12 protein-coding genes are annotated in these 12,430 nt (G+C 36.4%); 4 read left to right on the top strand and 8 right to left on the bottom strand.

Going from position 1 to position 12,430, the window contains the following annotated elements:
• The first annotated feature begins 25 nt into the window (after positions 1-25).
• The 3 genes from KI338_RS17370 to KI338_RS17360 are packed head-to-tail and all read left to right on the top strand — an operon-like array spanning position 26 to position 2,480.
• A complete protein-coding gene (locus KI338_RS17370) occupies positions 26-679 on the top strand; it encodes a GNAT family N-acetyltransferase (protein WP_212922294.1) in 654 nt (217 codons plus the stop codon).
• Positions 679-1,329 carry an acetoin utilization AcuB family protein gene (locus KI338_RS17365; RefSeq protein WP_212922293.1) on the top strand — a complete coding sequence of 217 codons (651 nt, stop codon included), beginning with the start codon at positions 679-681 and terminating at the stop codon, positions 1,327-1,329. The genes KI338_RS17370 and KI338_RS17365 overlap by 1 nt, the downstream gene beginning before the upstream one ends.
• Entirely contained in the window at positions 1,326-2,480 is a 1,155-nt protein-coding gene (locus tag KI338_RS17360; protein ID WP_212922292.1) for an acetoin utilization protein AcuC, read from the top strand. Before KI338_RS17365 ends, KI338_RS17360 begins: the two co-directional genes overlap by 4 nt.
• Before the next feature lie 13 nt (positions 2,481-2,493).
• Here KI338_RS17360 and motS read toward each other — a convergent pair whose 3' ends face one another.
• The 4 genes from motS to KI338_RS17340 all read right to left on the bottom strand — a co-directional run bounded on the left by motS (position 2,494) and on the right by KI338_RS17340 (position 6,400).
• Entirely contained in the window at positions 2,494-3,279 is a 786-nt protein-coding gene (gene motS, locus KI338_RS17355) for a flagellar motor protein MotS (RefSeq protein ID WP_212922291.1), read from the bottom strand.
• Entirely contained in the window at positions 3,269-4,093 is an 825-nt protein-coding gene (motP, locus tag KI338_RS17350) for a flagellar motor protein MotP (protein WP_212922290.1), read from the bottom strand. Before motP ends, motS begins: the two co-directional genes overlap by 11 nt.
• Before the next feature lie 48 nt (positions 4,094-4,141).
• A complete protein-coding gene (gene ccpA, locus KI338_RS17345) occupies positions 4,142-5,137 on the bottom strand; it encodes a catabolite control protein A (protein WP_212922289.1) in 996 nt (331 codons plus the stop codon).
• A 177-nt stretch (positions 5,138-5,314) separates the two neighbouring features.
• Complete coding sequence (locus KI338_RS17340) at positions 5,315-6,400, bottom strand: bifunctional 3-deoxy-7-phosphoheptulonate synthase/chorismate mutase (RefSeq protein WP_212922288.1); 1,086 nt, start codon at positions 6,398-6,400, stop codon at positions 5,315-5,317.
• A 165-nt stretch (positions 6,401-6,565) separates the two neighbouring features.
• On the opposite strand from KI338_RS17340, the gene KI338_RS17335 reads away from it, so the two are divergent.
• Positions 6,566-8,695 carry a cell division protein FtsA gene (locus KI338_RS17335; protein WP_212922287.1) on the top strand — a complete coding sequence of 710 codons (2,130 nt, stop codon included), beginning with the start codon at positions 6,566-6,568 and terminating at the stop codon, positions 8,693-8,695.
• A gap of 97 nt (positions 8,696-8,792) precedes the next feature.
• On the opposite strand, the gene KI338_RS17330 is transcribed toward KI338_RS17335, so the two are convergent.
• The 4 genes from KI338_RS17330 to KI338_RS17315 all read right to left on the bottom strand — a co-directional run bounded on the left by KI338_RS17330 (position 8,793) and on the right by KI338_RS17315 (position 12,404).
• Complete coding sequence (locus tag KI338_RS17330; protein WP_212922286.1) at positions 8,793-9,116, bottom strand: YtxH domain-containing protein; 324 nt, start codon at positions 9,114-9,116, stop codon at positions 8,793-8,795.
• 15 nt (positions 9,117-9,131) lie between these two features.
• The gene (locus tag KI338_RS17325) at positions 9,132-9,533 is read right to left on the bottom strand and encodes a DUF948 domain-containing protein (protein WP_212922285.1); all 402 of its coding nucleotides are present in this window, start codon (positions 9,531-9,533) and stop codon (positions 9,132-9,134) included.
• Positions 9,534-9,810: 277 nt separating this feature from the next.
• Positions 9,811-11,118 (bottom strand): UDP-N-acetylmuramate--L-alanine ligase, encoded by a 1,308-nt coding sequence (murC, locus tag KI338_RS17320; protein WP_212922284.1) that lies wholly within the window; start codon positions 11,116-11,118, stop codon positions 9,811-9,813.
• 143 nt (positions 11,119-11,261) lie between these two features.
• Positions 11,262-12,404, bottom strand: a complete 1,143-nt coding sequence (locus KI338_RS17315) for a nicotinate phosphoribosyltransferase (RefSeq protein WP_212922283.1) — start codon at positions 12,402-12,404, stop codon at positions 11,262-11,264.
• Positions 12,405-12,430: the final 26 nt, after the last annotated feature.

Here is a 12,430-nt window from a genome sequence, read left to right as displayed (position 1 = left end):
ATAAATCGGTGGTGGAGAGTATCCAATGGAGCATTTGAAAACGCACTTCAGAAAGGAACTTCATATAAAAGATGAAGCAATCATTATTGAGGGTCCTATATCAACACCTTCCTTAATGAATTATCACTTTCACGAAAACTTAACTTCATTTAGACCTGCTACAAAGCAATTTCAAGCAATATTGAGCATTGCTGATTTATCAGAAGGCCGAATTATCATTGCTAGGAAAGATAACACCATCATTGGATACGTAACCTATCTGTACCCAGATCCATTGGAAAGATGGTCTACTTTCCAAATGAAGGAATTAATAGAGTTGGGTGCAATTGAAGTAATCCCAGAATATCGTGGGAGTGGCATTGCCTCAAATTTACTTAAGGTTTCTATGATGGATGAGTTTATGGAAAACTATATAGTAATTTCAACTGAGTATTACTGGCACTGGGATCTAAAAGGGACAAATTTAAGTGTTTGGGAATATCGGAAGGTGATGGAAAAAATGATGGCTGCTGGAGACCTGTTACCTGCGCCGACTGATGACCCTGAGATTATTTCCCATCCAGCAAATTGTTTAATGGTTCGTATCGGAAAAAATGTTTCGGAGGATTCCATTAAACAATTTGAAACACTGCGATTTTTTAAACGCCATCAATTACGTGACATGAGGGAGGGTTTATAATGCATGTAGAGGAGATTATGAAGCAAGATGTAATTACACTTCAACCCACAGATTCTATCGTAACTGCCCATCAGCTGCTCCTTGCTCACCGAATAAGACATATCCCGATAGTTGATGAGGATTATTCTATTGTTGGTATCGTATCCGATCGTGATATTCGTGATGCAAGTCCTTCTATTTTTTCGGCAGACGAGAACCAAGATATTCTCAATAAAAACATTGCAACCATTATGAAATCCCCTGTTATTACGGTACATCCTTTAGACTTTGTTGAAGAGGTTGCTCGTATATTTTATGACCATGAAATTGCTTGTTTACCCGTTGTAAGTAATGGTGTGCTAGTTGGAATCATTACTGAAAAAGACTTATTATATACATTAATCCAACTTACAGGAACACATATTCAAGGATCACATATTGAAGTGAAGGTCCCAAATAGACCTGGTATCCTTCCTGAGGTAGCATCTGTTTTTGGGAACCGTGGATTAAACATTTCATCTGTATTAGTTTACCCATATAAAAATAATCCTGAATATAAAATATTAGTTTTTCGAATTCAAACGATGAACCCACTTCCAATCATTCGTGACTTGCGTCAAGCAGGCTATGAATTAATGTGGCCAAATAATATTCCGGAGCCAAAATTATGAGTAAATTAAATAGATTTGTCTATGATGAGCACTTATTAAGCTATCACTTTCATGAAGAACACCCTTTTAATCAAAAGCGTGTGCTGTTAACAAAAGAGTTACTAGAAGATGCAGGCCAACTGAATCATGAAAATATCATAAAGCCGCGAATTGCAACTGAAGAAGAAATTGCTTTAATTCACGACAATAGCTTTATCCATGCTGTAAAATCAGCCAATACATTAACAAAAGAGCAATTATTAAAGTATGGGCTAGGTACAGAGGATACCCCTGTATTCCCAAACATGCATGATGCAACCTCACGCATAGTAGGAGCTACTCTTACGGCAGTTGATGCTGTCTTAAAAGATGGTGCAAAAACAGCAGTGAATTTTTCCGGGGGGCTCCATCACGGTTTAAAACATAAAGCCTCTGGATTCTGTATTTATAATGATGCTGCTATTGCCGTCCAATATATTCGTAAAAACTACAATTTAAGGGTACTTTATGTAGATACTGATGCCCATCATGGTGATGGAGTACAATGGGCTTTTTATGACGATCCTAATGTTTGTACGTTTTCAATCCATGAGACTGGAAGATATTTATTTCCTGGAACAGGGAATGTAACAGAAAGAGGAATTAAGGAAGGTCACGGCTTCAGTTTTAATTTACCAATTGATGCATTCACCCAAGACGAATCTTTTATTCAAATCTATGAAACTGCCTTATATGAAATAGCAGATTATTTTAAACCGGATATTTTAATTACACAAAATGGTGCTGATGCCCATTATTATGACCCACTGACGCATTTATGTGGATCCATGGCAATTTATGAGAAAATACCGAGAATCGCACTAGAAGTTGCAAATAAATATTGTGATGGGAAATGGATTGCACTAGGTGGTGGCGGCTATGATATATGGCGAGTAGTTCCACGAGCATGGTCACAGGTTTGGAATGTAATGAAGGATGGAAAAACTGTAAGCGGTTTATTGCCAGAAAAGTGGATAGAGAAATGGCAAGAGCAAACAACAGAGCTATTACCCAAAACCTGGAATGATCCAATACAAGACATTCCATGCATCCCAAGAAAAAAAGAAATTGAGGAAAAAAATCAAAATACCCTCTCTCAATTGCTAAAATATACGAAAGTTAAAAGGAGTTGATGATCAACTCCTTTTAACTTTCTTGGCTTTTCTCTAAGATTACAATTTCCACGCGTCTATTTTTACTTCGATTTGTCGATGTATCATTTGTAGCAACTGGACGAGTATCACTATACCCCGCTATTGCAAAACGATCTTCAGACAATCCATTTTCATCTACTAGAAAGCGAACAACACTACTTGCCCTTGCTCCAGATAACTCCCAGTTAGATGGATAACGGTAGCTTGACATTGGAACATTATCGGTATGTCCCTCCACCTTTATCTGATTATCAATCTGTGATAACAGATTTCCAACCTTCGTTAAAAATGGTAAAGCGGAAGGTAATATATCTGCTTCACCTGGGTCAAATAATATACTATCCTGCAACACTAAGACAACACCACGTTCTGATCGATTAGCAGAAACTACATTATTTAATTTATTTTGGTCTAAGTAATTCTCTACCTCAACCATTAAGTCATCTAGTGTATCTTTCGTTTGATTAGTGTCAGTAGATCCACCAATTTCTTTGTCCTTCGTTGAACTAGCATTTTCAAAACCATTGGCTGTTTGTCCTTTTTCTTCGCCACTTGTATTTCCAGTTGAATTTTCCATTGGTACAGCTGAAGAGGAAAAATCAAAGATCATTCGATTTCGAAATGATTCAGAAATCTCTTCGAACTTTGCTGCGTCAATTTGTGACATAGAGAATAATAAAATGAAAAAGACTAAAATTAATGTGACCATATCTGAATAAGTTACCATCCATTTTGGTGCACCTTTATCAATCCTTTTTCTTCTTTCTCTACGCTTCATTTAGGCCCTCCCCCACGAATGTTGATTTTTCATCGTTCCATTGCTTTAATTTGGAATCCTTAGCTAGGAAAGCACTAAGTTTTTCTTCCAATATTCGTGGATTTTGACCAGATTGTACGCCAATTATACCTTCAATAATAATTTGTTTGATAAAAATTTCCTCTTCCGTTTTGTTTTCTAATTTACTCGCTACAGGGATAAAAAAGAGATTTGCAAGGACTGTACCATATAAGGTTGTCAATAATGCAACAGCCATGCTAGGACCTAATGAAGATGGATCCTGAAGATTATTTAACATCAATACAAGACCTATTAATGTTCCAATCATTCCCCACGCAGGGGCATAATCACCACATTTCACTAGTATCATACGACCACGTTCATGACGTTCTTCCATTGCCGTAATCTCAGCATTCATAATATCATGGATGACCTCAGGCTCGACCCCGTCAACTGCTAATAATATTCCTTTTTTAATAAATTCATCCTCAACATCTTCTACTTCATTTTCTAAAGCCAAAATTCCTTCTCTTCTAGCTTTTTCAGATAAACGAATAAAAAGCTTAATAAGATCTGGTAGTTTGCGTTCATTTTGATTAAAGGATTCCTTCAACACTCTGCCTGTTAATTTTATCTGTTCAACATTGAAGTTAATCAGCAATGATCCGATTACCCCTCCTATTACAATTAGAATAGAAGCAACGTCTAGAAAAGATACAAAGCCTTGTACTCCGGCATTTGCTAATATCGCAAGCATGATTATTACAAAGCCAACAGTAATGCCAATAGGAGTTAAAAAATCCCGTTTTCTCATATTCTCGCTCCCCAAAATTCTGGTTTCTATATTTTTAGCGACATAGTTTTACTTCGTTGAGTTTCTTTCGATAAGACGATGTGGTAATACTACTTTTTTCTCTTCTACTTCTTCCTTGTTCATATACTTCGTTAATAAACGCATCGCTACCGCACCAATATCGTACATTGGCTGTACAACCGTAGATAGGGTTGGCCGTACCATGTAGGCTAGCTTTGTATTATCAAAACCAAAAACCTCAATATCTTTAGGGACCTTATACCCTAAATCCTGTGCCCCATGAATGGCACCTAGAGCTATTTGATCTGATGCAGCAAAAATAGCAGTTGGCTTATCATTTAAGCTCATAAACTTATTAACCGCATTGATTCCGGACTCGTACGTATATTCTCCACGCACAATAAAATCATCAGTTGGTGTTATCGATGATTCCTCTAGTGCACGTAAATATCCCTTATATTTCAAATCATTAATGGTATATTCTTCTTTCCCGGAAATAAATGCAACCTTCTTATTACCTTTATCAATGAGATACTTAGTAGCTTCATATCCAGCAGCCTCATAATCAATATTCACAGAAGGAATTGTATCCGAGTCATCTAACGTTGCTGCCAATACTACCGGAACAGATGCAGATGAGAATTCATGAACATGTTCTTCTGAGATATTACCACCCATAAAGATGATTCCATCCACTTGTTTTTCTAGCATCGTATTAATTAATTGAAGTTCCTTATCTTTATTTTGATCTGAATTACTTAATATAATGTTGTATTTATACATGGTTGCAATATCCTCAATACCTCGAGCTAATTCTGCAAAAAAGATGCTCGATATATCAGGAATAATTGCCCCTACTGTTGTCGTCTTTTTACTTGCAAGACCACGCGCAACTGCATTAGGTCGATATCCTAACCGTTCAATTGTTGCTAAAACCTTTTTTCGTGTTGTTGGTTTAACATTTGGATTTCCATTAACAACACGGGAAACCGTTGCCATTGAAACATTTGCCTCTCTCGCTACATCATATATTGTTACTGTCATAACCATTACCTCCTCTAATCCGTTCTATCATATAAGATACGCAATAACTATTAATTATCATACTCTACCATGTAAAAAAATACAAAAATATTTATCATTTAAATGGAACTTCTTCTAAGCAAAATTTGATGGAAAATAGCAAAAAGCATCCCACCTGTACAAGGGGAATGCCACTATTTATTCATAACTATGAATCGTTGCAGCAAAATTCGACATTTCGTCAATGAAATGATTAAAGGTTGGAATATCCATCTGTTGTAAAGAATCCGATAAGGCAACAGCAGGGTCTGGATGTACCTCTGCCATAACACCATCAGCACCGATTGCGATTGCTGCCCTTGCAGTAGGAATGAGTAAATCACGTCTTCCAGTAGAATGGGTAACATCAACCATTACAGGTAAATGAGTTTCCTTTTTTAGAATTGGCACTGCAGAAATGTCTAACGTATTTCTTGTTGCCGTCTCATAGGTTCTGATTCCTCTTTCACAAAGTATAATATTACCATTACCTCTTGAAATGATATATTCTGCAGCATTTATAAATTCAGAGATAGTTGCAGATAGACCACGCTTTAAGAGAACAGGCTTGTTCACCTCACCTGCAGCTTTTAACAGCTCAAAGTTTTGCATATTTCTAGCACCAATTTGAATCACATCTACATACTCTAATGCTTCTTCAATATGTGCTGGATTTACAATTTCACTTACAACTGCTAAATCAAACTCATTAGCAACCTGCCGAAGAATCTGTAAACCCTCTATTCCAAGCCCTTGAAAATCATAAGGAGATGTACGCGGTTTAAATGCTCCACCACGGAAAAGTTTTATTCCTTTGCTTTTGACAGCTTGAGCAACTTCTTTCACTTGTTCATAGGTTTCGACAGCACAAGGTCCCATTACAAAATGAACCTTCCCTTCCCCGATCAATTCTCCATTAATATCAATAACCGTGTTTTCTGGTTTTCTTTTTCTAGACACTAAAAGTTCTTTTCGATCGTCGTCCTCTATTAGCTCAAGACCCGCCTTGAATATTTCCTTGAAGATATGCTCAATGGTAGAATTTTCAAAAGGACCATTATTAAATTTTATCAGCTGATCAAGCATTTGTCTCTCACGCACTGGATCAAATCTATTCATACCTTGCTTATTCTTAATTTGACCAATTTGTTTTACAATAGCTGCTCGTAAATTCACAAGCTCTAGCAATTGTAAATTCACGTCATCAAGACGTTCACGTAACTGGTCTAACTCATTGAATTTCATATTAAAGCCTCCTGAACGGAAAGAAAACATTATCAAACATTATTTTACATAATGTGACACAATTATAGCGAATAATTTTCTCTTTGTCATCTTTCAGTTATAATAAAGAATAGTAAAATAGTTAGTCAGTGGATATTTAGCGTTTGACTTTGGGGGGATAAACAGATGAAAAACGAACCTATATTTGCATTAGACATTGGTACACGTTCCGTTACCGGGATTCTATTAGAAGAGCATGGTTCGAATTATACATTAATTGACTATTGTGTCAAAGAACATAAGGTCAGGTCCATGCTTGATGGACAAATTCACAACGTTGTGGAAGTAGCAGAGATTATTCGGGAAGTAAAGGAATCCCTTGAAAAAAATTCTGGAACATTACATAAGGTTTGTGTGGCAGCTGCTGGTAGATCCTTAAAAACAGTCGTATCTCAAGCAACGATAGAGCTGAATCAAAAGCCTATAAGTGACTTTGAAACCATAAAACATTTAGAATTAAGTGCGGTACATACAGCACAATTAAAAGTAGCTTCAGAATCTGCAAGTGATTTTTCTAATTATTATTGTGTAGGTTATTCTGTCTTGTACTATAAAATTGATGAAGAGAACATTGGTTCACTTATTGACCAAAGTGGGCAAACTGCCACTGTAGAAGTAATTGCGACCTTCTTACCAAAGGTTGTAGTGGAATCATTAATTTCTGCATTAAATAGAGCTGGTTTAGAAATGGAAGCATTAACATTAGAACCAATTGCTGCCATTCAAGTACTGATACCTGAATCGATGAGACGACTAAATGTTGCATTAGTTGATATTGGTGCTGGAACTAGTGATATTGCTATTACGAATAGTGGAACAATTAGTGCTTACGGAATGGTACCGATTGCTGGTGATGAAATTACAGAAGCGGTTAGCGATCAGTACTTGCTAGATTTCCCCTTAGCAGAGGAAACAAAACGGACAATTGTAAACACTGGAAAAGCAATTGTAGCTGATATTTTAGGTTTTGAGTCTACGATTACTTATGAAGACTTAGTTCAACGTGTTGATGATAGCATTAATAAATTGGCATCCTCTATTTCCGAGGAAATATTACGACTGAACGGAGCACAACCAAAAGCGGTGATGCTTATTGGGGGTGGGAGTCAAACTCCAGAGTTCACCAAAAGGCTGGCAAATAAACTACAGCTCCCCGAGAACCGTGTTGCTATACGGGATATCCAAGCTATTCAATCACTAGATAAGACAGAAAACCTACCACAAGGGCCAGATTTTGTGACCCCAATTGGTATTGCTATAGCTGCAAAACAGAATCCAGTACATTATATATCGGTTAAGGTTAATCAAAAAGTAATTCGCATGTTTGAGATGAAGCAATTAACCATCGGAGATTGCTTAGTGCATGCTGGAATTGAAATAAATAAATTATATGGAAAGCCTGGATTAGCTAAAGTCATTACCCTGAATGGAAAGCAGATTACCTTACCAGGTAATTTCGGTAAAGCACCTACCCTTTTATTAAATCAAGAACAAGCTACTGTTGACACAACCATCCAAAATGGAGATGAAATTGTAATTAAGAAAGGTATGGACGGCGAACAACCAACACTTACGTTGGAGGAATTAATTGGTGAAGTCCCTACCATAGTAATTCATTTTAATGGAAAACCGTATGAATTGAAAACTCAATACTACGTAAACAACAGTCTACAACAAAAAGAATATATGGTATGTGACAGAGATGAGATAGTACTTACTACACCAAAAACTATTAAGGAATTTCTATCTTCAATAAGTGGAATAAAGCTCCCGACGAATGAGGAGTTCATTGTTTTCGTCAACAATAAACCGGTAAATCTCGGATTAGCTGAGTCAACATTAACTGTCAATGGTAAGGCTACAAGTCTTGAATATAAATTAAGAGCCAATGATGATCTGCGTATCACTACAGATAATACAGTTACAGTGAAAGAGGTTATTGAAAAGCTCCAAATTGATTTATATACCGAGTTGCATGTTTCATTTAACCATGAAAAGATTACCATGAAACAGCCAAAGGTTGCTATTAAAAGAAATAATGTGATTTTAACCGAAGATACTATTCTCTACCCGAACGATCGTTTATCATTAGAAGAGAAAAAACAGGAAATGTTTATTTTTCAGGATGTTTTCAGATATGTGGATATTGATCTAACCCAGGCGAATGGCAAATTCACTCTGTCAAAAAATGATCTCCCCACTACCTTCTATGAACCAATTGAAGCTGGAGATAGGTTAGCGATTATTTGGAACTAAAGAAAAAGCTGTAGCCTTTTTATCTTAGCTACAGCTTTTTTTAAATCCTAATTTTATATTCGGATCTTTCCATCTGCGCTTATTCATCGAATGAATTCTAGCGTTCTCGAATATCCTGAATTTTTGCTTGAACATTGGAAGTAACATGTTGGGTCTTCTCTTTTAATTGTGAACCTTTTTGTGTAGCAATATCTAGCCATTCCTGACTTTTAGATTGTGCAATATCTTTCCACTCAAGTCCTTTTGCTTGAGCGATATCCTTCCATTCTGTTGCACGTTCCTTTACCTGCATAGCACCTTGGTTTATATCACTACGTAACTCTTTACCAGATTTAGGTGCAAATAACAGTGCTAAGCTCGCTCCTACTGCTGCACCAATTATCGTGCCTATTATGAAATCTCTTCCATTATTATCTGCCATGATAATTCCTCCCTATTATTTTCTCTTTTTAATTAAATCAAATAGAGCAGCACCCCATGTTACGGCTTGAGACGCCTTATCCTGATTTTCAGCAGCTGCCCTGGAAATACTTGAGGAAAATTGTTTTAATGTTAGATTAAGATCTTGTACTGTTTCGCCGATACCTTTTGCACCATCAAATAAACCATCCAACTTTGCCGTTTTTTGACTGAAATCATCAGCAAGTTTGTTTGTCTTATGCAGGAGCTGTGTTGTCTCAGAAGTAATTCCTTCAAGTTGCTTTTCTAAGCCTTCTAACGTATTTGCCACATTATTTAATGTTCTTGTTGATGCCTTTAATGTCATTGCTAAGTATATTACTAGCACTGCAAAAGCAACGGCAGCAATGATTGCAGCAATGTATAACAAAATTTCCATAACGACGACCATTCCTTTCTTGGTAACTTGTGAATTGCCAATATGCAAGTGCTTGTTTATTAACACTTTCCCTAATAATTCGACATTTAAACATTGGCATTGTAAAAACAATTCTTTATTAGTATATCACCATTATAGGCTTTTCTATCATAAATTTCGAATAAAAAGTAGAAAACATTACCAATTATCAACATAAGACCCGAGCTTCGAAAGTTATACATCACAAAAAAGGCCTGTCACAGCTTATAGCTCGTAACAGGCCTTTAGTTAGTATTTTTTATAGCTGATTTGGAGAAAGTGTTCCTTCATATGCTTTCTGGAACTTTTGTATATCTCCTGCCCCCATAAAAACTAACACACTATCATGATACTTACTTAATTCGGCAATATTCTCCAATTGAAGTACTTGACTATCTTGAATTAGTTTCTGAAGATCATAAATTGTTAATTGTCCACTTTCTTCTCTAGCAGAACCGAATATATCACAAAGATAAACTGCATCCGCACCCTTTAAACTATCAGCAAACTCCTGTAAAAATGTCTTTGTACGAGTAAAGGTGTGTGGCTGGAAGATAGCTACTACCTTCTTTTCTGGATATTTTTTACGTGCTGATTCGATGGTAGCATTAATCTCACGAGGATGGTGAGCATAATCATCAATTATAATTTGATCATTAACTTTCTTCTCGGTAAAGCGACGTTTAACACCTTTGAATGTACTAATATTCTTCATGTCTTCTGCTGATAATCCCTCGTAATGGCAAATAGCAATAACTGCTAAAGCATTCAATACATGATGATTTCCATACATCGGAATAGTAAAAGTATCGTAAAATGTGTTTCGAACAAACACATCAAATTCAGTTCCATGATCTGTTTCTCTAACATTCTGGGCTTGGAAATCATTGGTAGGTAAAAATCCATAATAGACAACAGGTACTTTTGTTTGTATTTGCTGCAGTTTTTCATCATCACCACAGGCAATAATACCTTTTTTCACGTTATCTGCCATGGATTGAAATGCATCAAACACATCATTAATACTAGAAAAATAATCTGGATGATCGAAATCAATATTCGTCATAATAGCATAGTCTGGTTCGTAAGCTAAAAAGTGTCTTCGATATTCACATGCTTCAAACACAAAGTAATTGCTATCTACATGCCCTTTCCCAGTACCGTCACCTATTAAATAGGAGATTGGAAAAACGGATTCTAATACATGTGCTAACAAGCCTGTTGTAGAGGTTTTTCCATGTGCTCCTGTCACTGCAATACTCTTATATTGTTTTAACCACTCACCTAAAAATTCATGGTATCGATAAAATGGTAAGCCAAGACGTTTTGCCTCTTGAATTTCCACATGTTCATCTGGGTATGCATTCCCTGCAATAATTGTTAAACCCTCTGTTATATTTTCTTTTGCGAATGAATATATCGGTATGTTTTTATTCTCTAGGGCCTCTTGTGTAAAAAATCTCTTTTCCACATCTGAGCCTTGTACTTGTTCACCAGAATCACGTAGAATCTGAGCAAGCGCGCTCATTCCTGTACCCTTTATACCAATAAAATGGTAAGTTGTCATATAAAAGAACCTCCAACTATATGTGTAGGACGGTACATATGTACCTTCCTTTTGGCATCAGCACTTAGGCAGCCTCTAACTATCAATTGTTAATACAACAATCAATAAGTAATTATAACAAATCTTATCTTTCAATGAAATAGTCATTTAGTTGTGTCAATAATTATTCTATCATGCTGATTAGCATGGTATTCAACTTTTTCTAATCTTGGGTTTGGACGATAACGCCGTCCCTCTTTCGCCTCTGGAGAGCCGTTGAGCAATACATTATCACCAGTGAAGCCAATTCCCATTTTCAATAGGCTTCTCCCAACACCGTAAGTATTAACTGGTACTCCTAAAGATTCAAAATAACGAATTTTTTCCTCTGTGAAACCACCCGTAACAACAATTTCAACATGCTGAAAACCATTTTCATCAAGTGCCTTGCGAAGTGCAAAAACTAATTCTGGATTAACTCCACGTGGATCAAAGGAACCCATCAAATGATGATTTCTTAAGAAATATTTATCTACTAGCGTATTAGAAGTATCCAACCGGACACCTTTAAGCTTCTTACCAAATGCACGCGCTGCTTTTAACGAGTCGGTAATGACATCATTATTATAATCAACAAGTGCTACTAGCTCATCTTCTGGGAAAACCTCATGATATGCCTGAAGTGCCGCTACAATATCACCTTTAAACATTTGGATCATAGCATGTGGCATCGTTCCCATACCTTCTTTTCCCCACCACTCATTCATAGCGTGAGTTGCTTGAGCAGTAGAACCACCAATAAATGCAGCATATCCATCTCCAGCTTGTGTCGTATAATGATCATCTCTGTCTCCCATGAAAATAACAGGTTTTTCTTTGCCAGACGATTTAGCCGCTTTTACTACATTATATACATTTGTAGCGACTGATGTTCTTCTTGCCAATATCCCATCAATAATACCCTCTAAATAACCAAATTGCTGATAGGAACCTGTAATAGTTAATACAGTTTCAAATGGACTTATTTTATCCCCATCCTTCAAGGAGTATATTTCCAAGGTTTCTGGATGATCAGCAAATGTATGGACTAAGGCAATAGCCTCATCAGTTCCACAGAGTACGGCATCATTCTTCTGAAAAAATTGCATTGTCACTTGATTGTTTGGAAGCTTCTTTTCAACAATTTCCTTTGTCTTAAGGAAATATACTGCTGAAAACCACCCTTCTTTAATTCTCTCATCAAATTTAAACGTTTTATTGGTTAATCGGTCAATTTCCCCATTAAGCTTTTGTTCTATCTCTTTCATTATTTTCTCCTTATGAATCAGATATT

It is taken from the genome of Ornithinibacillus bavariensis (assembly GCF_018333235.1).
GTDB classification, from domain to species: Bacteria; Bacillota; Bacilli; order Bacillales; family Amphibacillaceae; genus Ornithinibacillus; species Ornithinibacillus bavariensis.
Note: the sequence above shows the minus strand (reverse complement) of the source record. Positions and strands in the feature narration are given on the sequence as shown.

Bases quoted from the DNA above. Each gene is read 5' to 3' on its own strand.
- KI338_RS17325 (WP_212922285.1), bottom strand. From the start codon at position 9,533: ATGGAAATTTTGTTATACATTGCTGCAATCATTGCTGCCGTTGCTTTT.
- KI338_RS17315 (WP_212922283.1), bottom strand. From the start codon at position 12,404: ATGAAAGAGATAGAACAAAAGCTTAATGGGGAAATTGACCGATTAACC.
- KI338_RS17340 (WP_212922288.1), bottom strand. From the start codon at position 6,400: ATGAAATTCAATGAGTTAGACCAGTTACGTGAACGTCTTGATGACGTG.
- KI338_RS17335 (WP_212922287.1), top strand. From the start codon at position 6,566: ATGAAAAACGAACCTATATTTGCATTAGACATTGGTACACGTTCCGTT.
- motP (WP_212922290.1), bottom strand. From the start codon at position 4,093: ATGAGAAAACGGGATTTTTTAACTCCTATTGGCATTACTGTTGGCTTT.
- murC (WP_212922284.1), bottom strand. From the start codon at position 11,118: ATGACAACTTACCATTTTATTGGTATAAAGGGTACAGGAATGAGCGCG.
- ccpA (WP_212922289.1), bottom strand. From the start codon at position 5,137: ATGACAGTAACAATATATGATGTAGCGAGAGAGGCAAATGTTTCAATG.
- motS (WP_212922291.1), bottom strand. From the start codon at position 3,279: ATGAAGCGTAGAGAAAGAAGAAAAAGGATTGATAAAGGTGCACCAAAA.
- KI338_RS17360 (WP_212922292.1), top strand. From the start codon at position 1,326: ATGAGTAAATTAAATAGATTTGTCTATGATGAGCACTTATTAAGCTAT.
- KI338_RS17330 (WP_212922286.1), bottom strand. From the start codon at position 9,116: ATGGCAGATAATAATGGAAGAGATTTCATAATAGGCACGATAATTGGT.
- KI338_RS17365 (WP_212922293.1), top strand. From the start codon at position 679: ATGCATGTAGAGGAGATTATGAAGCAAGATGTAATTACACTTCAACCC.
- KI338_RS17370 (WP_212922294.1), top strand. From the start codon at position 26: ATGGAGCATTTGAAAACGCACTTCAGAAAGGAACTTCATATAAAAGAT.